Below are 21,137 nucleotides of genomic sequence, written 5' to 3'. Positions count from 1 at the left end.
TGGTTAAATGTTTGGAGAAACTAATGGATAGTGTTGACTTAGAAGGGATCAAAAGGGATGTTTCACACAAAGTAATCGATATTTTCGAGTCATTTGAGGAGGACAATAATTGCTTACCGACGTTGGAAGAATTTAGGCTGCTTTTCAATAATGAAGCTGAACAATTTATCGGCCCTGCAGAGACCCTTAACGTGAAGCCGGGCAGTGTCATGCACACTAAGTTACAAGAGCGAGAGCAAAAATTGTGGCGAGCGGTTAATGAACTTGAAGCTGAGCAACGGTTCCTGAGATCAGAAAGTTATTAGCAGTTGTCACCACTCAGTGAATGGGTAGCAGTGCTTCTAAATAAGAGGTGAGGATAGGGTGGAGTTCATGGTGAGTTAGTGGTAATTACCTCTTCTAGGGTAGTTACCACTTTTTTTGATGTTAGATAATGAAGGGTTTTATTGAAGTTGTTTGGCTTTCATCGCGAGGGACACATTGGAACGCGGTGTGATATCGAGCTCTTGGCAAATCATCCATCCAGCTTTTGCTAATGTGTTTAAGTTTATTCCTGTTTCTATGCCTAACTGATGACAGAGGTAGACAACATCTTCAGTGGCGACATTGCCACTTGCACCGGGTGCATAGGGGCACCCGCCTAACCCCGCAACACTGGCATCAATCGTCTGAATACCCATTGATAAAGCTTGATAGATATTGGGTAACGCCTGACCCCATGTGTTATGGAAATGCACGGCTAGTTGCTGGCTAGGGATACAGCTCATAACAGTGTCTAATACATTAGCGACTTTCAGAGGGGTGCCGGTACCTATGGTATCTCCTAGCGACACTTCGTAGCAGCCCATATCGATGAGTGTTTTGGCGACTTGCATCACTTGGTCTGCATTTACTGGGCCGTCATAGGGACAGTCAATCACACAAGAGAGATAACCTCTTACCGGTATATTGTGGAGTAAAGCCAAAGCCATCACTGGTTCAAAACGTTTAAGACTCTCACTGATCGAGCAATTGATATTGTGTTGGCTGAAACCTTCAGAGGCTGAGCCAAATATAGCCACCTCATTGGCTTGTGCACTTAATGCCATTTCAAAGCCTTGAATATTGGGGGTAAGTGCAGAGTAGATGATAGTGTTATGTCGTTCGATAGCGCGCATGACATTTAAAGAGTCAGCCATTTGCGGAACTCGCTTTGCAGAGACAAATGCTCCCGCTTCAATATGGCTAAGGCCTGATTGTGACAGTAAGTTGATAAAGTCGACTTTAGTTTGCGTAGGTAGTGCGGATTCATTTTGTAAGCCATCACGCGCACCGACTTCATACAAGGTGACGGAAGTTGGAAAACCGCTGGAATGATCTGGTCGTTTAATCATGGTCTGTCATCCAGTTTGGTTCTCGCTTCTCTAAAAAAGCGCTCAGACCTTCTTGTCCCTCTGGTGAGACTCGTAATTTTGCAATGATCTCACTGGTTTTCTTTCTGAGCGATGAGTCGAGGGTTTCTGACTCACACAGGTGGCAAAGGGCCTTAGCTTCTCGAACGGCATTGGGGCTATTCATAGAGATATGACGAATAAAATGTTCAAGGTGTTTATCTAATGATTGAGCAGTCGGCATGAGATCGTGGATAAGATTAAGCGCTTTTGCTTTTTCTGCATTGATAAACTCTGCCGTGATCATATAACGCCTGACTTGCCGCTGGCCCATAGCTCGGCAAACATATGGGCCAATGGTTGCAGGTACTAGTCCAAGTTTGACTTCACTTAAACAAAATTGGCTATCTTGAGTAGCGATAGCGATATCACAGCAGCAAATCAATCCGAGTGCGCCGCCAAAAGCTGCCCCCTGAACCACGGCGATGGTGGGGGCGGGAAAGGTGTCTAACTGGTGGAGTAATTCGGCAAGTTTTTCAGCATCCTTTACGTTTTCTTCCATGGTGCAGTTAGTGAGAGATTGCATCCAATTGAGATCAGCTCCAGCACTAAAATGACTGCCGTTAGCCCGCAAAACCAAAGCTCTCACATTGGAATCTGCTCGAGTATGGAGAAGAATACTGAGAAGAATCGAAATGCATTGGCTGTTGAAGGCATTTTTTTTATCGGGACGGTTTAGCGTAATCGTTGCGATGCCTTTGTCGTCGATATGAAATAGTACGTCATTGCTTTCAATGTTCAGGGCACTATTACCATGCTCCGTGGTGATCCGATTCATGCTACTACCTCACTGTCCTTGTCGTGCCTCACATTCGAAATATACCAAACGTACTGTCCGTTTTCGGTGCCCTTTGGCAAGCGTGCAACGCTGTGCCAACAACATGTCGTGTATCACGGGGATCAATGATGCCATCATCCCATAGCCGTGCGCTGGCATAGTAGGGTGAGCCTTGCTCATCATACAAATCACGAATAGGCTGTTTGAATGCCTCTTCCTCTTCGGCAGTCCACTGTTCACCTTGTCGCTTTTTGTTATCACGGTTTACTTGGGCTAATACACCAGCGGCTTGCTCGCCACCCATCACCGAGATGCGTGCGTTGGGCCACATCCACATCATGGTTGGGCTGTATGCGCGGCCACACATTCCGTAATTCCCCGCACCGTAGGAACCACCGATAATGACGGTAAATTTGGGGACATCGGCACAAGCAACCGCCATCACCATTTTGGCGCCGTGTTTGGCAATTCCTTCCGATTCGCACTTTTTACCCACCATAAAGCCGGTGATGTTCTGTAGAAACAGAAGAGGAATGTTTCGTTTACAGCATAATTCGATGAAGTGCGCGCCTTTTTGCGCTGACTCTGAAAATAAGATGCCGTTGTTGGCAACGATGCCTACCTGTTGGCCGTAGATTTTGGCAAAGCCACATACCAGTGTAGTCCCATATAGCGCTTTAAATTCATCAAATTCAGAATTATCTACAATGCGGGCGATGACTTCACGGATGTTAAACGGCGTACGTAAATCGGTGCCGACAATGCCAAATAATTCCTCAGAAGGATAACGAGGTTCAGGTGACTTTTGGCTTAATGGCGCGAAAGAAGGAAGGGCACAACTTTCTACTGCTTGTCTTGCTAATTCAATGGCATGTTGTTCATCGTTGGCAAAATAATCAGCCACACCTGACGTTTTGCAATGTACATAAGCCCCGCCTAATTCTTCTGCTGTTACGACTTCGCCAGTGGCTGCTTTCACAAGAGGGGGGCCGGCCAAGAAAATGGTTCCTTGTTCTTTGATAATAATAGAGACATCCGCCATCGCAGGCACGTAAGCGCCCCCGGCCGTACAGGAGCCCATGACAACTGCAATTTGAGGGATCCCCTTGGCAGACATTCTTGCTTGGTTATAAAAAATGCGACCGAAGTGATCTCGGTCGGGGAAAACATTGGCTTGATGGGGAAGGTTGGCGCCACCAGAATCAACAAGATAAATGCAGGGTAAATGGCAGCGTTCGGCGATCTCTTGAGCCCGAAGATGCTTCTTTACGGTAAGAGGGTAATAGGTGCCGCCTTTAACGGATGGATCGTTGGCAACGACCATGCACTCAATCCCTTCCACTCGCCCTACACCGGCAACAACACCCGCGCAGGGGATAGGATCTGGATAGACGTCCCATGCGGCAAACTGGCCTATTTCAAGAAATTCACTGTCATGGTCGAGCAGGGCTTGGATTCTGGTTCGAACCGGTTGCTTGCCTTTTTCTTGCTGTTTTTTATGCGAGTTAGCCCCGCCGCCAAGCTTAATGGTTTCAACATATGTCTGCAGCTGGTCGACAATAGCGGCCATATTGTGGAAGTTATTAGAATAAAAGTTATCGTCTTTATTGACTGTAGACTTGAGTATCGCCATTGTCTGTCCTTACTTGGATTCTTCAAAAAGCTCACGTCCAATCAGCATCCTGCGTATTTCTGACGTTCCTGCGCCAATCTCATACAGTTTGGCATCACGCAATAAACGACCGGCAGGAAACTCATTGATATAGCCATTTCCGCCCAGAAGCTGGATGGTGTCCAACGCCAATTGGGTGGCAATTTCTGCTGCATATAAAATGACACCGGCTGCATCTTTTCGGGTTGCTTCACCACGATCACAAGCTTTGGCGACGGTATAGACATAAGCTCGAGCTGCATTGGTTCGGGTATACATGTCGGCGACTTTGGCTTGGACGAGTTGGAACTCGCCAATAGAGCGGCCAAATTGCTTCCTGTCATGAACGTAGGGCAATACCAGATCCATGCAGGCTCTCATGATCCCCAATGGTCCGGCTGACAGGACAACCCGCTCGTAGTCCAGGCCGCTCATGAGTACCTGCACGCCTTTGTTGAGTTCTCCCAGCAAGTTTCCTGCAGGTACAATGGAATCCTTGAAAACCAGCTCACAGGTGTTGGAGCCACGCATACCGAGTTTGTCGAGCTTCTGGGCATGATTAAAGCCGGGGAATTGCTTTTCTATAATAAACGCAGAAATACCATGTGACCCCTCATTGGGGGCGGTTTTGGCGTAGACAATCACTGTATCGGCATCTGGACCATTGGTGATCCACATTTTGCTGCCGTTAAGCAGGTAGTGATCACCTTTGTCTTCCGCCTTAAGCTGCATACTGACTACGTCTGATCCCGCATTGGGCTCGCTCATCGCCAATGCTCCGATATGCTCGCCACTGATGAGCTTGGGGAGATATTTGGCTTTTTGCTCATCTGTACCATGGCGATAAATCTGGTTTACACAGAGATTGGAGTGAGCACCATAGCTTAGACCTACTGAAGCCGATGCGCGGCTGATCTCTTCCATGGCGACAACATGGGCAAGGTAGCCCATATCAGCGCCGCCGTACTCTTCACTCACCGTAACGCCCAGTAAGCCCATTTCACCCATCAGGGGCCATAAATGGTTGGGAAACTGATTGTTTTTGTCTATCTCTGCTGCGAGAGGATAAATAACTTGTTCAGCAAAGCCATTGACTTGCTCGCGAAGCATATCAATGGTCTCTCCTAGGCCATAATTTAAAGGGGCGAAGCCGTCTTTCATAAGTGCTCCATGGGACAGATTGAAAGTGAGGTTAAGGCTCTGGTTGGTTATCAGAAGCCTGTGTACTTAAAGCCTGTCGGCATTTGTTTTTGGCAATTTGTAATTCGGTCATAACGACATTGATATCTTCCAGTTGACGCTTGAGTGCCGCTTGCTTGGTATCAATGATGATCAGCATTTTATTGAGCTGCGATGAGCTTTGATTAGTGTCGTACAAGTCGAAAAGCTCACGGATTTCGGCCAATGAAAAGCCGAGTCTTTTACCGCGTAAGATTAGCTTGAGCCTGATCTTATCCCGGCGATGGTAAACACGGGTATTACCTTGTCTTTTGGGCTGCAATAACCCGACATCCTCATAGAAACGGATGCTGCGGGTGGTGATATCAAACTCTTTGGCTATTTCGCTTATTTTGAACGTTTCCACCTTGCTTTGCCCCCCAACGTGACCGCACAACAATGGTTAGGTAATGGCTTCACTGCTGCAATGTGTTCTGAGTTTGTTTCTTAACGTTTACGTAAATGTTAGTGCTATGCTTACGTAAACGTCAAGAAATCGCCTGCAGAGATAGAGCACACCAAGAGGGCTTTGTTATGAGTAAGGAAGTGTGGGTCATCGCGGCAAACCGAACACCGATCGGTAGCTTTCAAGGAGAGTTATCGTCACTCAGTGCTTCTGAACTGGGTAGTGTTGCCATAAAAGGCGCACTACAGCATTCCGGTCTTTCGCCAGAAATGATTGATGAAGTGTTGATGGGGCATGTGCTGCTCGCTGGTTGTGGTCAAGCACCGGCAAGGCAAGCGGCATTAAAAGCCGGCATTCCAGAGAATATCGGCTGTACCACCATCAATAAAGTGTGTGGCTCTGGCATGAAGAGCGTTATGTTGGGTCATGATGCTATTTTGGTTGGCACCGACCAGACAGTAGTGGCCGGTGGGATGGAGAGCATGAGTAATGCTCCATACCTGCAAAGTAAAATACGCTCGGGCCTTAGGTTGGGTCACAGTACCTTACACGACCATATGTTCCTTGATGGCCTACAGGATGCTTACGAAGGTGATTTAATGGGGGTCTATGCCCAAAAAATTGCCGATGATCGCCATTATACGCGCCAAAGTATGGATAAATGGGCGGTTAAGTCAGTAGAGCGCGCTCTTATTGCCCAAGAACAAGGGTGGTTCGATCGTGAAATTATACCGGTTAAGGTGGCTAATCCTAAAGGTGATGTTGTCGTTAGCCGAGATGAACACCCGAACGAAATCAATCTGACTAAACTACCAGTCCTTCGCCCTGCATTTGTCGAGGGCGGTACAGTAACCGCTGGGAATTCCAGTTCTATTTCTGATGGGGCTGCAGCAATTATTTTAATGGAAGCTAGTCTTGCCAGACAGCAAGGTCATAAGCCATTAGCGGTTATATCGGCGCATTCCAGCCATGCTCGCCAACCAGCAGAATTTACTGTCGCCCCAATTTATGCAATTCGCCAACTGCTAGACAAACTCGCGTGGTCGCCTGATCAGGTAGACAGCTGGGAAATTAACGAGGCTTTCGCCGTCGTTACGCAAATGGCAACCAAAGAATTAGGAATAGATCCCGAGCGGGTAAACCCGGATGGTGGTGCATGTGCACTGGGACATCCCATTGGCGCCAGCGGTACAAGAATTCTCGTGACCTTAATACATCGCCTTAACAGGTTACACCAAAGTATTGGTCGTCCTGTTCGTGGCATTGCAGCCTGTTGTATTGGTGGAGGAGAAGCCACAGCCATTGCAATTGAAGTGGGCAACACTGAATAAGCGAGGAGCTGATATGAACGATACAAATCCTATTTCTCCTGTACCGCTATACATTGAAGGAGAATTCAAAAATTCATCCGCTAAGCAATGGATTGAGGTGACAAATCCTGCCACCAATGCGGTTATTGCCAGTGTCCCTTGTTCTACCGAGCCCGAAATGGAAGCGGCCATTGCCAGTGCTGCTGAAACGTTCGAACAGTGGCGCGAAGTTCCGGTTCCTGAGCGTGCTCGCTTGATGCTCTCTTATCAGCAAATATTGAAAGAGCATCATGATGAATTGGCTACGTTACTCTCTAGTGAAACCGGTAAGAACTTTGCTGATGCCAAAGGGGATGTGTGGCGCGGCATTGAGGTCGTCGAGCAAGCCGCGAATATCGCCAGCTTGATGATGGGAGAGACGGTAGAGAATGTCGCCAGTGATATAGACAGCTATTCATTGATTCAGCCACTTGGCGTGTGTTGTGGAATCACCCCGTTCAATTTTCCTGCCATGATCCCATTATGGATGTTTCCAATGGCAATTGCTGCCGGCAATACTTTTGTTCTTAAACCTTCCGAGCAAGTACCACTGACCACAATGCGTTTGGCTGAGTTGTTTCAACAAGCGGGTGCGCCTAAAGGGGTACTTCAAATCGTTCATGGTGGCAAAGAGCAAGTAGATTATTTGTTAGCTCATCAAACTATACGCACAATTTCTTTTGTCGGCTCAGTGCCCGTTGCCAAGCATATTTACCAAACAGGGACCCACAATTTAAAGCGTGTCCAAGCGTTCGCTGGGGCTAAGAACCATATGGTGGTGATGCCTGATGCCAACATGGATCAAGTTGTGAATCATCTTGTGGGCTCATCGGTTGGTGCTGCAGGACAACGTTGTATGGCGATATCAGTAGCTGTGCTGGTGGGCAATGCCAGCGAAGTTGTGTCTGAATTAAAAGTCGCGATGGAAAAGGTCAAACCGGGTCCATCAGATGACAGCAAAGCGGCCTACGGCCCATTGATAAGCCCAGCGGCGAAACAGCGCGTGTTAAACCTTATCGAGCAAGGTAAGCAACAGGGTGCGAACTGTGAAGTTGATGGTTCACATTGCACGGTTGACGGCTATCCGGACGGCAATTGGTTGGGCCCCACCTTGTTTAGTGGCGCGACCACAGATATGGCAATTTATCAGCAAGAAATTTTTGGCCCTGTATTGGTATGTATTGCTGTTGATACGCTTGATGAGGCCATCACTCTTATTAATAACAACCCATACGGTAATGGCACCTCCATCTTTACTGCTTGTGGGGCTGCAGCGAGAAAATTCCAACACCGAATACAAGTTGGTCAAGTCGGGGTAAATGTCCCAATTCCTGTCCCGCTACCGTTTTTCTCTTTCACCGGATGGCGTGGCAGTTTTTATGGTGATTTGCATGCGTATGGCAAGCAAGCGGTTAGGTTTTATACCGAAACAAAAACTGTAACGGCTCGTTGGTTCGATGAAGATATCCCCGATGGGCCAAATATGACCATACATTTGCGCTAAATATTCGATGTAGGCAGGTATAAGGAGTTGATATGGATTTCTCTTTGACAGAAGACCAACGAGCCTTTGCAGATGCCGCAACCCAGTTTGCTAAAGACAGGCTTGCGCCAAATGCAGCTGAATGGGATGAAAACCAAATATTCCCTAAAGATGTATTGAAAGAAGCGGGCGCAATGGGGTTTTTGAGTTTGTATATTCCGGAGCAACAAGGGGGCTTGGGACTCACAAGGCTTGATGCTTCTATTATCTTTGAGCAATTGGCGATGGGATGTACGTCAACTACTGCGTATATGACTATCCATAATATGGTCAATTGGATGATAGCCAATTTTGCCACTGATGAGGCCAAGGAGCAGTTTTGCCCACAGCTAGCCACTGGTGACAGCCTCGGGTCTTATTGCTTGACGGAAGCCAATGCCGGGTCGGATGCTGCGTCGTTAACTACGACTGCAAAAAAACAAGGCGACGAATACATTATCAGAGGAGCAAAAGCGTTTATCTCTGGTGCCGGTGATACAGATGTATTGATCGTAATGGCAAGAACCAACCCGGACCGCGCGGGCGCATCAGGGATATCAGCCTTTGTGGTACCTGCAGAGGCGAGTGGGATCAGTTATGGTCGAAAAGAGCCCAAAATGGGGTGGAACAGCCAGCCTACCAGAGCGGTGACGTTTGATGACGTGCGCATACCTTCGAGTTACTTATTGGGAAGCGAAGGGGACGGGTTTAAGTTTGCCATGAAAGGGTTGGATGGCGGCAGGATCAATATTGCTACATGTTCGCTAGGTACTGCACAACAAGCGTTGGAAATGGCGAGCCAGTACGTTGAAGAACGAAAACAATTTGGACAAAAGCTGTCAGGCTTTCAATCTGTTCAGTTCAAGCTTGCCGATATGACGACAGAATTAGTCGCAGCCAGACAATTAGTCCGCTACGCCGCTTTTCAGCTGGATCAAAAATCCCCTGAAGCCACGGCTTATTGCGCAATGGCCAAGCGGTTTGCAACCGATATAGGCTTCAAAGTCTGTGATCAGGCACTGCAGTTATACGGTGGCTACGGTTATATCAAAGAGTACCCGTTAGAGCGCTATTTTCGTGATGTCAGAGTCCACCAAATTCTAGAGGGTACCAATGAGATCATGCGTTTGATCATTGCCAGGCGGGTGCTCAGCGAAGGTAGTCGACTGTTGTAACAATCATTCAAGAGAGGGGAACCTCATGTCACAAATAAATGCCATTGAAGTTGCTTTGGATGGTCACACTGCCGTGTTGACCATGAATAACCCCCCGGCCAATACGTGGACTGAAAACAGCTTAACACTTCTGCGCGATACCGTACTCAAGCTCAATGAAGATAAGAATGTCTATGCACTGGTAATAGTCGGCCAAGGCGAAAAGTTTTTTTCAGCAGGTGCAGATTTGAACCTGTTTGCCGATGGTGATAAATCGGTCGCTCTTGGCATGGCACAGGCATTTGGTGAAGCCTTTGAGACGCTCAGTCAATTTAGAGGTGTTTCGATTGCTGCCATTAACGGGTATGCAATGGGTGGTGGTTTAGAGGTGGCGCTGGCATGTGATATTCGTATTGCGGAAGCGCATGCGAGTTTGGCTTTACCCGAGGCGAAAGTGGGTTTGTTACCTTGCGCAGGAGGTACTCAAAATCTGACTTGGCTGGTAGGGGAAGGATGGGCAAAACGAATTATACTCTGTGGCGAAAGAGTGACGGCGTCACAAGCGTTGGATATTGGTTTGGTCGAACACGTTGTCGCTTCAGGTCAAGCGTTGGAAAGTGCAAAACAAATGGCAAAAGATGTGGCTAATCAATCGCCTTCATCAGTAGCGTCGTGTAAAGCCTTGATCCAAAACTGCCGTCATTCTCCTTTGAATCACGGTCTGCTCAAGGAGCGCGAGTTATTTATGAAGTTGTTTGATACCGAAGATCAAACCGAAGGGGTTAAGGCGTTTTTAGAAAAGCGTCGACCTGAGTGGAAGAATCGTTAAGAAGCTTGAAGCTTATTTTAGTGATAATTTCGGGGGAAGGTATGTCAGGACTGGTCAATATCAGTGAACTTGAATGTAGCGGCGGATTGAAATTTGGTATTGCCGAGTTAAACAATCCAAGCTCTTTAAATGCATTGACCTATGAAATGCTGGTGGTGCTCTATGAAGCCCTGAAGCATTGGCAAGATGATGATCATATTGTCGGAGTGGTGATCCACGGCGTTGGGGAGAAAGCTTTCTGCGCTGGAGGAGACGTAAGGGCGATGTATCAGGTTATGCATGAGACAAAGTCTGCTCAGTCCCAAAACAGCACCTGTCAGGCGATTGGGTATTTGACCGATTACTTTACCGTTGAATATACAACTGATCACCTCATCCATACCTACTCCAAGCCCGTAATTGTGTGGGGGCAGGGAATCGTGATGGGCGGTGGTATAGGGCTGTATATCGGTGCCAGCCACCGCATAACAACAGCAACATCAAAGTTGGCCATGCCAGAAATCAGTATTGGTTTATACCCTGATGTGGGTGGCACATGGTTCCTAAACCATTTACCGCAAGGTGTCGGCCTTTTTCTCGGCTTAACCGGAGCGACGGTCAATGCAACCGATGCCCTAGCACTATCAATGACTGATCATATTTTGCTTCCCCAGCAAAAAGAAGATTTGTTTGAAAAGCTTCAGCAAGCTAAGTGGGATGATGTCGAGCCGCATCAGGGGGTAACAGAGTTACTGGATAGCTTGGGAAATGATGCGAAATATAGCCACCCACAAAATGTATTGCTGCCCCACCTGCAAGCGATCCAAACGGCTTGTCAATATGGCTCGTTACAAGAGATTTATGAGCAAATTCAAGCTATGGCCGAACCTGTAGACGAAAGTGAAGGTAAATGGCTGCGTAGGGCAAAGCAAACATTAAGGGAAGGGAGCCCAGTAACCGCCCATATTTGCTACCGCCAGCTAACCCAGTTTCATTATGAATCGTTAGCCGATTGTTTCCGTTTAGAACTTACTTTGTCAGTTCGCTGTGGTGAGCTTGGCGAGTTCTATGAAGGGGTAAAAGCACGGCTGATAGAGAAAACCGCCCAGCCTAAGTGGCTATTTGCTGACATTGCTAGTGTTGATCAAGTCGTAATTGACACGTTATTTACCCCGCTTTGGGCAGATTATGAACATCCATTGCAAGCATTGGGGCTCAACGACTTACATGAAGGAGATTAGTGATGAAAATTGCTTTTATTGGTCTCGGTAACATGGGCCATCCGATGGTACTTAATTTGCTCAAAGCGGGTTGCGATGTCTCTGTTTATGATATCAATACCGCGGCGGCTAACGCCCTGAAGTCTGATGGTGCAACCGTTGCTAATTCGATGGATGAATGCGTAAAAGGTGCTGAGACGGTGATGACGATGTTGCCTGCAGGGGAGCATGTTAGGGCAGTCTATCTTGGTGACCATCAAGGCGGTGTTGGGCTGTTTAAAATGATTGACGCTGGCACTTTCCTTATTGATTCATCAACCATTGATCCGGCTTCCGCAAAGCTGGTCGCGCATGAAGCACACGCTCAAGGTTTCGAATTTGTTGATGCGCCTGTTTCTGGTGGTGTGGCCGGTGCACAAGCAGGTACGCTGACATTTATTGTTGGGGGCACTGATACGGGCTTTAAACAAGCTCAAGCGGTGTTGCAGCATGTGGGTAAGAATATCTTCCATGCGGGTAAAGCCGGTGATGGGCAAATGGCGAAGATCTGTAACAACCTCATGCTGGGCGTTTTAATGTCGGGCACTTGTGAGGCGCTGAGCTTGGGCATAGACAACGGTTTGGATCCTAAAGTGCTGTCAGAAATCATGCTGCAAAGTTCAGGACGTAACTGGGCGCTGGAGTTATACAACCCATGTCCGGGCATTATGGAAAAAGCACCGGCATCAAACCAGTATCAACCGGGCTTTATGGCAAAACTGATGTTGAAAGATTTAGGGCTTGGATTGGAAGCAGCAACGAATAGCCAGTCACCGATCCCGATGGGTACGCTGGCGCGTAACTTATATGCTTTCCATAACGCTGAAGGGAATGAACTTCGGGATTTCTCTAGTTTGTTTGAGTTTTACCGCAAGCAATCTAAGTAATACACCCAAGCTACTTCAAGATGCAGGTTCAGCGAGATTTTATAAGCTTTTAGACAAGGCATTGTTTTGAAGCTCTTGTGGCTCTAAATCAAAAACAATAATGCAGTATAGAAGCTTAGAAAACTCGCCCTTCGGGAGGGTGTCAGCCCATTCACTCCTTCGTTGAAGCTTTTTGAAAGGGAATGCCATTCCTGCAAACCTTCGCCTTGTATTGAATGCGCTGACAACCCTCTGAATCCACACCTTGAGGTAACTTGGGTATAACGACGGTCTATTCACATTATTGTAGGGGGGATCATGGATTTAAAACAAAGTGTGATTGCTATTACAGGGGCAGGGCAGGGACTTGGGCAAATGATGGCGATTAGTCTTGCTCAGGCTGGTGCAGAGCTGGCATTGATTGATTTGAATGAAGAAGGGCTGCATGAAACCAAACGGCAGTGCCAAATGCTGAGTGTAAAGGCGTTAACCTATCTGGCTGATGTGACGCATGAGCAACAGGTTGTGGCGGTATTTGAAAACATAATGGAAGACTTCGGACAGCTTAACGGTTTAATCAACAATGCGGGTGTACTTAGGGATGGGCTGTTGGTTAAGGCGAAAGATGACACTGTAGAAAAAATGACGCTGGAACAATTTTCAACAGTGATGGACGTAAACGTCACCGGTACGTTTTTGTGCGGCAGAGAAGCAGCTGCAAATATGGTTTTAGCCGGAAATCATGGCGCGATTATCAATATTTCCAGTGTGGCCCGAGCAGGTAACATCGGCCAGACTAATTACGCAGCATCCAAAGCCGCAGTCGCAACCATGGCTGTTTGTTGGGCCAAAGAGCTTGCCCGTTATGGGATCAGGGCGGCTGCGATTGCACCTGGCGTGGTAGAAACAGCAATGGCGAAACAGCTTAAACCTGAGGCGATTGAAAGGCTCAAATCAATGATCCCTGTTGGCAGAATAGGAGACGCTAGCGAGATAGCCCATGCTGTAAAGTATATCTTCGAGAACGATTACTTTACTGGGCGTGTACTTGAGGTTGATGGCGGTATGCGTATGTAACACATAGCTATCTTGCATATGCTCGTATTACACACGCTTGGGGGCATGGTGACTTAGTTACCGTAAAAGAACACAAATAACGCCATACCACCGCCTGCAACAAACATAAGCATTGCAACGATAGAGGCGAACTTATTGAGAAAAGAAAAGAGTTTATCCATAGCTGATATCGTCACTTGAATGAGTTTGGCAGCAAGATGCCACAGTTAGCAGTAAAATGCGATAGGGGGCTTGTTTCTTAATGTTTCATTGCAATTGGTGACGGTGAGTAATACGACCCTAAATTTAAAAAATAGGCCCCGCTTTATCGCGGGGCATTTTGTTTATTAGGGATTACTTTGTCGGCATTGGCAGAATTTCAAACATTCCGTCAAAATCATCCAGAGTACCCGCTAGCTGTTGTAGCAACTGTCCGTTACCTTCCACTTTTGCTACGCCCGATTTGACTAACGCCTCAAGCGTTGACTTGCCCAGTACAATCTGAGTTAAGTCTGCTTTGGTGATGGTAAGTGTCACGTCCGTATTCGGTAGCTCCTGTACCTCAATATTGGCCATATTTGAGTTTGATACTTCACCATAGTATTTTTCATTCAAATCAGGGTGCACAACACCAAAGTTAAAGTTTAACCCTGCTTGTTCGACTTTTTCTGCATTCAGTTTTACCGCGACAAAGTCTAGGAACATACCTGTTGGAGTATTGGCAATAACATCCGGTGATGCGAGCTTGATTGAAGGCTGGATGTCACCAGTACGCAGTTCTACAGCACCTTGAAGATAGGAATTACGCCATGCCATTGTTTCAGACTGATAACCTTGCTGCTCGAAGCTATCTGCAAGTGCGAAACGGTAATCGATGTTATTCGGATCACATTGCACCAGGTCGTTAAACAGTTGCGATGCATGCTGGTATTCACCTTTCTCGAAATGGACCATCCCCGCTTTATACAACGCCTCTTCACCGGCGGCTTCTACATACACACATGATTTATCTTTAGTTTGTAGTGGATTTGTATTGACCGGGTTTAAGTCGTGATAACCTAAATACAAATTCACTACTGCACGTGCATTGTGGCTATAAGAGCCGTGGTAACCGTTTGTATGCCATGAATCAAGCTGTGATTGGGGAACAAGCTTCTCAATTTCACGGCCAACATCATTGATTGACACACCGTGATTAGCTAATCGCATTGACTGATTATGGATAAAGCCATAATTGTCCCTTTGCAGTGTCATATACTCTGAAATTTCATTTATATCCGTAGTTGGATCATTCCATACAGGTGCTGAGTGCGCTGCATGAATATTGTCGACTAATCCACTGTCGACAAAACGTAGCTTGAGTTCAGTAAGGTATTTTGTCCAGATTAATGAGTCACGTACTTTTGCACCTCGGAAAGTATAAATGTTGTGCATACCATCGTAAGTCAGCTCTGCGGTATTCAAAGAGCGATACTCCGGTACATAGAGTACAATTTCAGCTGGTGCTTCAGCGCCCGGCATATTAATCGCTAGGAAGTCCAAGCCATCAATAGTAATGCGCTTTTCACGGTCTTGAATTTCATGGGTTGGCGCAACCAGCGTCACTTGGCCGCGAGAGGTACCTAAACCTAACGCATTATCAACAATCCCCTTGGTGTTGTTATCAAGTGTGGTGCCATACTGATAGTTTGCACGACGGCTCATAGCCGTGCCGGCAATCACGTTCTCGTCAGCAAGTTCTTTGATAAAATCTTTGGGTGCGTAAATTTGAGCATCCTCAGCGAAGTCACCCGACTCAACAATTGCTCGTGATCCCCCGAAGTGGTCTGCATGCATATGCGAGTAAATCATTCCCGTGATCTTGTGGTCGCCATTAACAGCGGGTAGGTGCATTTTTGCAAATTCCCAAGAGGCCGCCGCCGCTTCTTTGGACAGCAGAGGGTCATGAATCACATAGCCGTTATCGGTGCGGTAGATAGTCATATTCGAAAGATCTGCGCCCCGAATTTGGTAAACACCATCGGTGACTTTATACAATCCACCCGCCGCGTAATTTAGCATTCCTTGACGCCAGAGTGACGGATTTACTGAATCCGGCAATTCGTCTAGGTTCATCTCTGACATATATTCGAAACGGTTTTTTAGCTCGCCTGCTTCATGATTGCCGAACTCTGCAATCAGTCCCTTCTGTGTACGCTCAAACGCGGATGTGTCTTGCCATGGCAACTGCTTGGATAATTCAGCGTTAGCATTAAGTGTATGTTCGCTAGCTGGCTTTCCTTGATAACTTTCTATGCTTGCATAATCAGCACTAGCGTTGAAAGAAACGATGATCGCGAGCGACAGGATTGAAGGTGCAAAACGGGTCTTCATAGGGAGCCTCATTGTTTTCAGTATTGGATACAGGGCCAATATACGCGGTTGACACATAACAAAAAATGCATGATGGTGTATGTCACGCATCATGATTTGTTATGTGTTAAGGACGTTAATGTTTAGCAATATGGATTTGAATCTTCTTAAGGTGTTTGTCGCCGTTTATCGTCATCGTTCAATAACGTTGGCAGCAGAAGAGATAGGAATGACGCAGCCCGGAGTGAGTGGGCTTCTTAAGCGTTTACATCATCAACTAGGGGTACAACTGTTTGTTCGTTCAGGCCGTGGCATCGTACCCACTCACCAAGCTCACGAGTTAATGCGGCAGATTGAGCCAGCACTCATTCAAATTCAAAATGCTCTAGAGGGAATTGAGTCGTTTTCGACAGAGCAGGATCGGCGGTTTGTCATATATGCTTCTGAGCCGGTGATGCTAATGTTACTGCCTAAAATTGAAGCGGATAAATCACTGGGTAATGTCAAAATAGAGCTTCATCCGACGCTTTCCAGCGAGGAAAAGCTCATACATAGCCTTAATCAGCAAAGAGTGGATCTGGCCATTGATTTCGCTAACTATTCCGCTCCGTCGTTTTTGTTTGAGTACCTTTTTGAGGATGAGCTCTGCATAATTGTGCGCAAGCATCACCCAAGAATTGTTAATTCAATATCATTGGAACAATTCTATCAAGAGAAGCACATTACGCTGAAGCTACGCAGAGAGGATGCTTATCTTGCTGACTACTTTACCGAAGAGAGCATAGGCGAACGGCACATTGCTGCGGAGTGTGACTCTTTGCTTTCTCAGATGTCCATGATTTCAAACAGCGACTGTGTCGCTGTGATGTCCAGAAGCTTAGCCAGAATGTTTGCCGAAAAGCTGGATATTGAAATATTCGACGCCCCCTTTACGAATATTCCTATTCGCTATCGTATAATGACTCATAACAGAATGAAGCAAAGTCCTTCTAATCGATGGTTGCGTCAAAAGCTAAAATCATATTTTACGGGCGCTGAATGAATGGTTTCTGGACATTAATTTAACCGCACTAGCGAGGCATTGCCTGTCGCGCTGTATCTTAAGTGTGGGCGAAATTTGTTGATGGTAGATGGCCCATAGCCTGCAACTTGAGAAATGCCGCTAATGTTTTAGCATCTTTGATTTCGTTCTGCGCCACTTTGCTTAGGAAATCAGCGGGAGTCAGTTTTATAACTTCAATGACCTCATCTTCGTCGCATTGGGCAGGGTAAGGCTTAAGGTGCGTGGCTAAGAACAAATACTGTACTTCGTCACAGAACCCGGGGACTGGAAACAGTTCGCCCAAATTATGCCAGTGGCGTGCACCCAGTTGGGTTTCTTCTGCTAATTCGCGTTGCGCACAGCCAAGAATATCCTCATTGCTCTCTAACGTTCCCGCTGGAAACTCCAATATCCAATCTTTGATAGCTGGTCGGTATTGGTTAATCATCACCAAGTTACCCGCTTCGTCGACTGGGATAATAATGACCGCCCCAGGGTGTTTGACAGTGGTGAAGTCTATTTCTCTTCCATCTGGAAGGGTGTGCTGCGACTGCTCAACGGAGAAACATTTCCATTGGCAAAGGGTTTTTGTCGTCATCATTTTTTATCCAATCGCAATTTGATCTTTGCCCCAGTTCTTCGCACGAAGTAAGGCACTGTCTGCTTTGATGTAATCAAGGCTGAAGTTCTGGAATTCTACCAATGTTAGGCCGATGCTAACAGTGACTGAAAGGTGCTTACCGCTTTCCAATTCTAGCTGCCATTTTTTGATGTCTTGTATAATTTTCAAGGCGGTGAGCTCAGCGTCTGCTTGCGATGTGCCGGGTAGCAGCAAACAAAATTCGCCACTTCCCATGCGGGCCAAACTGTCGTTGGCTCGCAGTTGATGGTTCAGGTATTGAGAGACCATGATGAGTACCTGATCACCAATTTCTAACCCGTATCTGTCATTGATGTCTTTTAGGTTGTCAATATCAATGAGAACCAACGAAAAATCCTTCAAGTAACGGTTGCACCGGTAAGCTTGGTGGAGGTATTGCTCTTCTAGACCCTTACGATTAAGTAGACCGGTCAGGAAATCTTTCTTGGCAGTGACTTTTACGCGGTTGATAGCTTCATTGCGGTGCTGGGCCAATAAATAGGCCATTACCAGGACCATGGCATAGGCGCTTATATTCTGCAGGGCTTCGTTGATTTGAAGATGCTTTTGAATATATTCATCGGCACTCATCGCCACATAATACAGCCCAAACAGCAGGCTATACCAGTATGCATATTGATGCCTTAGGGTAAAAAAGCACAGTAGTGGAATGGTGAGGGCAATGGTGTTATTTAATAAATTTGGCCCGTCGGTGTAGAACCCGTGAATACAATTTGTGGTTGTATACACAATAAAAATCCAGATGAGGATACGAGGGTTTGCCGTGCGTTTATTGACCGACGCCAAAAACTGACAAAGTAGTGCACCTAACAAAGCCTGGCTAGTCAGCCAAAGAGAATTTGTTGCAACGAAATAAGAAAAGGCAATGATGAGAAAAATGATGCCGGAAACGGGAAAGAGAATGGACAACTGCCTTTTTAGCGTTTCCCTGCTAAGTTCAATATAGGCGTGATTGTCAGATTGTAGCTGGTGGCTCTTAAAAACCATATTCATGGTAAAAGGTTATCCCTAGGAAAGCAAAAATCCAATCAATACGCAATCGTGCGCATTGATTGGGATAGCTTAATTCAAGGTGAGAACCATGTCTAATTTTCTTGCGAAAAAAATGTAATTCATTGATCTGTGATAAGTGCTAATTGAAAGTTTAACTTATAAATACTTTCAATAGCTTAGTTACAGTGTCTGGTTGCTCGTTAGTCACGCCATGTGCTGTTTTTGGTAACACGACGATGGCGGAGTTCAGGTGTTGGCTTAGTGCAATGCCATTTTTCAGTGGGAAGATCTGATCGCTGTCACCCCAAATTAGCATTGTTGGTGGGAAAGAGCCTGTGTTTGCCTGCGAAATATGCTCCCTGTCGTCCATAAGGGATTGTATTAAATGTTCTTTTTCTTTTTTAAAAGGTGAAAAATAGCCGCTGTAGATCTGTTGTGCAACAAAATCAGGCATGCTTTTGGGTTCATAGAAAACATTGTCGAACAGGCGTCTAACTTCGTCGCTATTGGTCGGCACGAAAAGTTGTTCGGGTGTTTCAACGCCGGCACGAAGGCATAATTCATTGAGATCGTCGTCGCTGAAGAGTGGGCCCGGGCTGGCAATAATTACACCTTTCTCAACTCTTTCAGGCTGCATCATCATGTTGTAGGTAATGAAGCCGCCATAGGAGATACCGGCAACGTTGACTTTATCGATCTCAAGGGCGTCAAGCAATTGCCACATGGTCTCGGTTTGCGTTGTTAGATTCGGTGTGCCCATGCTGTATGATTCACCGAACCAAGCGAGATCAGGGGCGATGACACGATAATGCTTGCTAAGCTCGAGCATTTCGTCTTTCCAGGTAGCGACTGCCGTTCCACCAAACCCATGGATTAACAATAATGGCTTACCTGTACCCCCGACCCAGTACTTTAATTGACCACCTTCTTTTAGGCTGAGAATATGCTCTTGATAGCCTTGGGCATAAAGTTGGTCGTGGTCATGTTTTTCTTTCCACTGTACCAGCTCACAGCCATTGAGCATGAAGAGAGTGATGAATAAGGCAATGAATTTAGTAAGTTGGCGGTTTATACGAAAACGCATGAGAATTTCTCCACTCCCAGAAAATTGAACAACGCTATTATACACTGTTTTATTTGAGTTGAAACTGAACCGATTATTGCTCGTAATTTAAACGTATAATGTGATCGTTACTTTATTTTCCAGTAGGTTATGTTACTTTATGGCCAGATTAACTAAGATTATTTGAGTAATTCCTCACTCAAAGGGAGATAAGCATGCGAGTTCTCGTCACTGGTGGTATGGGTTACATTGGCAGCCACACTTGTGTTCAGATGATTGAAGCAGGTATGACACCAATTATTGTTGATAACCTATACAACAGTAAGAAATCAGTGTTGACTAGAATTGAAAAGCTGACGGGTGTTACCCCCGCTTTTTATCAGGGCGATATTCGTGATCGCGCTTTCCTTGACAAGGTGTTAGCGGAAAATGAAATCGAATCGGTTATTCACTTTGCTGGCCTTAAGGCAGTGGGTGAGTCAGTAGAAAAGCCGCTTGAGTACTACGACAACAACGTTCACGGCACATTGGTACTGGTTGAAGCGATGCGTGCAGCGGGTGTCAACAGCCTGATTTTCAGTTCATCAGCAACGGTTTACGGTGATCCGGCGAGCGTGCCAATTACAGAGGGCTTCCCAACCAGTGCGACCAACCCATATGGCCGCAGCAAGCTGATGGTAGAAGAGTGTTTGACTGACATTCAAAAAGCCCACCCTGAAATGAGCATTACGCTCTTGCGCTACTTCAATCCGGTTGGTTCACATCAAAGTGGCGAGATGGGTGAAGATCCACAAGGGATCCCTAATAACTTGATGCCATTTATCTCACAGGTCGCTGTGGGGCGTCGTGAATTCCTATCGGTATTCGGTGATGACTACCCAACGGTTGATGGTACTGGCGTTCGCGATTATATCCATGTGCTCGACTTGGCAGATGGCCATTTGGCTGCGCTAAATTACAAGGGTAAAGAGGCTGGCCTGCATATCTACAACCTTGGCACTGGTAATGGCTTTAGTGTTCTACAAATGGTGAATGCTTTTGCTAAATCTGCCGGGGTTGATGTTGCGTATAAAATTGCACCGCGTCGTCCAGGTGATATTGCCGAGTGTTGGGCTGATCCGGCCAAAGCAAAGGCTGAGTTACATTGGGAAGCGACGCGTACGATCGATGACATGACTTCAGATACATGGCGTTGGCAGTCTGCGAACCCAACAGGTTACCCAGACTTGTAATCAAGCCAGTGAGTTTGTTTTAAGTGTGAATAAGCCCGCTAAGTAAGCGGGCTTTGTTTTGAGCTTTTTCAAAGCGTTTTTATTGTTAGTTTCAAGGCTAACTTTTAGCGCTAGGCTTCAAGCTGATAAGACTTAATGATACGAAAAAGCACCAAGCTGGTAATCGTGCCTACTGTATCTGCAAGCAGAAAGGCCGATGGAGAAGGTATCTTAATGAAAAGGCAATAAATCTGTTTCAACTAGGTGCTAGCAAATTGAAATGTGGTATAATCCTCTGCTAACCAAATTTAGAGCTGT

At 46.4% G+C, this 21,137-nt stretch carries 20 protein-coding genes; 10 read left to right on the top strand and 10 right to left on the bottom strand.

All coding sequences use genetic code 11. The features are described 5' to 3' along the window. Positions 1–23: 23 nt before the first annotated feature. Complete coding sequence (locus tag L4D79_RS03680) at positions 24–305, top strand: hypothetical protein (protein WP_428647528.1); 282 nt, start codon at positions 24–26, stop codon at positions 303–305. A gap of 138 nt (positions 306–443) precedes the next feature. Here L4D79_RS03680 and L4D79_RS03675 read toward each other — a convergent pair whose 3' ends face one another. Genes L4D79_RS03675 through L4D79_RS03655 form a run of 5 tightly spaced genes read right to left on the bottom strand, consistent with a single transcriptional unit; the run spans position 444 to position 5,444 of the window. Then, positions 444–1,373, bottom strand: a complete 930-nt coding sequence (locus L4D79_RS03675) for a hydroxymethylglutaryl-CoA lyase (protein ID WP_428647525.1) — start codon at positions 1,371–1,373, stop codon at positions 444–446. Beyond that, positions 1,366–2,208, bottom strand: coding sequence for an enoyl-CoA hydratase-related protein (locus tag L4D79_RS03670; protein ID WP_428647522.1), 843 nt, complete (start codon positions 2,206–2,208; stop codon positions 1,366–1,368). The genes L4D79_RS03675 and L4D79_RS03670 overlap by 8 nt, the downstream gene beginning before the upstream one ends. Positions 2,209–2,236: 28 nt before the next feature. After that, entirely contained in the window at positions 2,237–3,841 is a 1,605-nt protein-coding gene (locus L4D79_RS03665; protein ID WP_428647519.1) for a carboxyl transferase domain-containing protein, read from the bottom strand. A 9-nt stretch (positions 3,842–3,850) separates the two neighbouring features. Further along, positions 3,851–5,020 (bottom strand): isovaleryl-CoA dehydrogenase, encoded by a 1,170-nt coding sequence (locus L4D79_RS03660; protein WP_428647516.1) that lies wholly within the window; start codon positions 5,018–5,020, stop codon positions 3,851–3,853. Positions 5,021–5,051: 31 nt separating this feature from the next. Next, positions 5,052–5,444: a MerR family transcriptional regulator gene (locus L4D79_RS03655; protein ID WP_428647513.1), complete on the bottom strand. Its 393-nt coding sequence runs from the start codon at positions 5,442–5,444 to the stop codon at positions 5,052–5,054. Between the two features lie 167 nt (positions 5,445–5,611). On the opposite strand from L4D79_RS03655, the gene L4D79_RS03650 reads away from it, so the two are divergent. The 7 genes from L4D79_RS03650 to L4D79_RS03620 all read left to right on the top strand — a co-directional run bounded on the left by L4D79_RS03650 (position 5,612) and on the right by L4D79_RS03620 (position 13,518). Continuing rightward, positions 5,612–6,814: a thiolase family protein gene (locus L4D79_RS03650; protein ID WP_428647510.1), complete on the top strand. Its 1,203-nt coding sequence runs from the start codon at positions 5,612–5,614 to the stop codon at positions 6,812–6,814. Positions 6,815–6,827: 13 nt separating this feature from the next. Beyond that, on the top strand, positions 6,828–8,336 hold the full coding sequence (locus tag L4D79_RS03645; protein WP_428647508.1) for a CoA-acylating methylmalonate-semialdehyde dehydrogenase: 1,509 nt from the start codon (positions 6,828–6,830) through the stop codon (positions 8,334–8,336). 32 nt (positions 8,337–8,368) lie between these two features. Further along, positions 8,369–9,529, top strand: a complete 1,161-nt coding sequence (locus tag L4D79_RS03640; protein WP_428647505.1) for an acyl-CoA dehydrogenase family protein — start codon at positions 8,369–8,371, stop codon at positions 9,527–9,529. A gap of 25 nt (positions 9,530–9,554) precedes the next feature. After that, positions 9,555–10,337, top strand: coding sequence for an enoyl-CoA hydratase (locus tag L4D79_RS03635; protein ID WP_428647502.1), 783 nt, complete (start codon positions 9,555–9,557; stop codon positions 10,335–10,337). A gap of 41 nt (positions 10,338–10,378) precedes the next feature. After that, positions 10,379–11,557, top strand: coding sequence for an enoyl-CoA hydratase/isomerase family protein (locus L4D79_RS03630; RefSeq protein WP_428647499.1), 1,179 nt, complete (start codon positions 10,379–10,381; stop codon positions 11,555–11,557). Then, positions 11,557–12,462, top strand: coding sequence for a 3-hydroxyisobutyrate dehydrogenase (gene mmsB / locus L4D79_RS03625; RefSeq protein WP_428647496.1), 906 nt, complete (start codon positions 11,557–11,559; stop codon positions 12,460–12,462). The genes L4D79_RS03630 and mmsB overlap by 1 nt, the downstream gene beginning before the upstream one ends. 297 nt (positions 12,463–12,759) lie before the next feature. Beyond that, entirely contained in the window at positions 12,760–13,518 is a 759-nt protein-coding gene (locus L4D79_RS03620) for an SDR family oxidoreductase (RefSeq protein ID WP_428647493.1), read from the top strand. Between the two features lie 53 nt (positions 13,519–13,571). On the opposite strand, the gene L4D79_RS03615 is transcribed toward L4D79_RS03620, so the two are convergent. Together L4D79_RS03615 and L4D79_RS03610 are read right to left on the bottom strand one after the other, a co-directional pair. Beyond that, positions 13,572–13,679 carry a 3-ketoacyl-ACP reductase gene (locus L4D79_RS03615; RefSeq protein ID WP_107347444.1) on the bottom strand — a complete coding sequence of 36 codons (108 nt, stop codon included), beginning with the start codon at positions 13,677–13,679 and terminating at the stop codon, positions 13,572–13,574. Positions 13,680–13,851: 172 nt separating this feature from the next. Continuing rightward, a complete protein-coding gene (locus tag L4D79_RS03610) occupies positions 13,852–15,870 on the bottom strand; it encodes an alkyl/aryl-sulfatase (RefSeq protein WP_428647489.1) in 2,019 nt (672 codons plus the stop codon). A 118-nt stretch (positions 15,871–15,988) separates the two neighbouring features. On the opposite strand from L4D79_RS03610, the gene L4D79_RS03605 reads away from it, so the two are divergent. Beyond that, positions 15,989–16,891, top strand: a complete 903-nt coding sequence (locus tag L4D79_RS03605; protein ID WP_428647486.1) for a LysR family transcriptional regulator — start codon at positions 15,989–15,991, stop codon at positions 16,889–16,891. Positions 16,892–16,949: 58 nt separating this feature from the next. Here the strand turns inward: L4D79_RS03605 and L4D79_RS03600 are convergent, their stop codons facing one another. The 3 genes from L4D79_RS03600 to L4D79_RS03590 all read right to left on the bottom strand — a co-directional run bounded on the left by L4D79_RS03600 (position 16,950) and on the right by L4D79_RS03590 (position 19,629). Then, complete coding sequence (locus tag L4D79_RS03600) at positions 16,950–17,489, bottom strand: NUDIX hydrolase (protein WP_428651688.1); 540 nt, start codon at positions 17,487–17,489, stop codon at positions 16,950–16,952. 6 nt (positions 17,490–17,495) lie between these two features. Then, positions 17,496–18,545: a GGDEF domain-containing protein gene (locus tag L4D79_RS03595; protein WP_428647484.1), complete on the bottom strand. Its 1,050-nt coding sequence runs from the start codon at positions 18,543–18,545 to the stop codon at positions 17,496–17,498. Positions 18,546–18,696: 151 nt separating this feature from the next. Next, entirely contained in the window at positions 18,697–19,629 is a 933-nt protein-coding gene (locus L4D79_RS03590; RefSeq protein ID WP_428647482.1) for an alpha/beta fold hydrolase, read from the bottom strand. 194 nt (positions 19,630–19,823) lie between these two features. On the opposite strand from L4D79_RS03590, the gene galE reads away from it, so the two are divergent. After that, positions 19,824–20,840, top strand: coding sequence for a UDP-glucose 4-epimerase GalE (gene galE, locus L4D79_RS03585; RefSeq protein ID WP_428647479.1), 1,017 nt, complete (start codon positions 19,824–19,826; stop codon positions 20,838–20,840). The last annotated feature ends 297 nt before the right edge of the window (positions 20,841–21,137 follow it).

Origin of the sequence: Photobacterium satsumensis (assembly GCF_050336935.1) — a bacterium.
Taxonomy (GTDB): domain Bacteria; phylum Pseudomonadota; class Gammaproteobacteria; order Enterobacterales; family Vibrionaceae; genus Photobacterium; species Photobacterium satsumensis.
Note: the sequence above shows the minus strand (reverse complement) of the source record. Positions and strands in the feature narration are given on the sequence as shown.

What these genes read in the sequence shown, in the direction of transcription:
- L4D79_RS03680 (WP_428647528.1), top strand. Translation starts at nt 24, where the DNA reads ATGGATAGTGTTGACTTAGAAGGGATCAAAAGGGATGTTTCACACAAA.
- L4D79_RS03675 (WP_428647525.1), bottom strand. Translation starts at nt 1,373, where the DNA reads ATGATTAAACGACCAGATCATTCCAGCGGTTTTCCAACTTCCGTCACC.
- L4D79_RS03670 (WP_428647522.1), bottom strand. Translation starts at nt 2,208, where the DNA reads ATGAATCGGATCACCACGGAGCATGGTAATAGTGCCCTGAACATTGAA.
- L4D79_RS03665 (WP_428647519.1), bottom strand. Translation starts at nt 3,841, where the DNA reads ATGGCGATACTCAAGTCTACAGTCAATAAAGACGATAACTTTTATTCT.
- L4D79_RS03660 (WP_428647516.1), bottom strand. Translation starts at nt 5,020, where the DNA reads ATGAAAGACGGCTTCGCCCCTTTAAATTATGGCCTAGGAGAGACCATT.
- L4D79_RS03650 (WP_428647510.1), top strand. Translation starts at nt 5,612, where the DNA reads ATGAGTAAGGAAGTGTGGGTCATCGCGGCAAACCGAACACCGATCGGT.
- L4D79_RS03645 (WP_428647508.1), top strand. Translation starts at nt 6,828, where the DNA reads ATGAACGATACAAATCCTATTTCTCCTGTACCGCTATACATTGAAGGA.
- L4D79_RS03640 (WP_428647505.1), top strand. Translation starts at nt 8,369, where the DNA reads ATGGATTTCTCTTTGACAGAAGACCAACGAGCCTTTGCAGATGCCGCA.
- L4D79_RS03635 (WP_428647502.1), top strand. Translation starts at nt 9,555, where the DNA reads ATGTCACAAATAAATGCCATTGAAGTTGCTTTGGATGGTCACACTGCC.
- L4D79_RS03630 (WP_428647499.1), top strand. Translation starts at nt 10,379, where the DNA reads ATGTCAGGACTGGTCAATATCAGTGAACTTGAATGTAGCGGCGGATTG.
- L4D79_RS03620 (WP_428647493.1), top strand. Translation starts at nt 12,760, where the DNA reads ATGGATTTAAAACAAAGTGTGATTGCTATTACAGGGGCAGGGCAGGGA.
- L4D79_RS03615 (WP_107347444.1), bottom strand. Translation starts at nt 13,679, where the DNA reads ATGGATAAACTCTTTTCTTTTCTCAATAAGTTCGCCTCTATCGTTGCA.
- L4D79_RS03610 (WP_428647489.1), bottom strand. Translation starts at nt 15,870, where the DNA reads ATGAAGACCCGTTTTGCACCTTCAATCCTGTCGCTCGCGATCATCGTT.
- L4D79_RS03605 (WP_428647486.1), top strand. Translation starts at nt 15,989, where the DNA reads ATGTTTAGCAATATGGATTTGAATCTTCTTAAGGTGTTTGTCGCCGTT.
- L4D79_RS03600 (WP_428651688.1), bottom strand. Translation starts at nt 17,489, where the DNA reads ATGACGACAAAAACCCTTTGCCAATGGAAATGTTTCTCCGTTGAGCAG.
- L4D79_RS03595 (WP_428647484.1), bottom strand. Translation starts at nt 18,545, where the DNA reads ATGAATATGGTTTTTAAGAGCCACCAGCTACAATCTGACAATCACGCC.
- L4D79_RS03590 (WP_428647482.1), bottom strand. Translation starts at nt 19,629, where the DNA reads ATGCGTTTTCGTATAAACCGCCAACTTACTAAATTCATTGCCTTATTC.
- galE (WP_428647479.1), top strand. Translation starts at nt 19,824, where the DNA reads ATGCGAGTTCTCGTCACTGGTGGTATGGGTTACATTGGCAGCCACACT.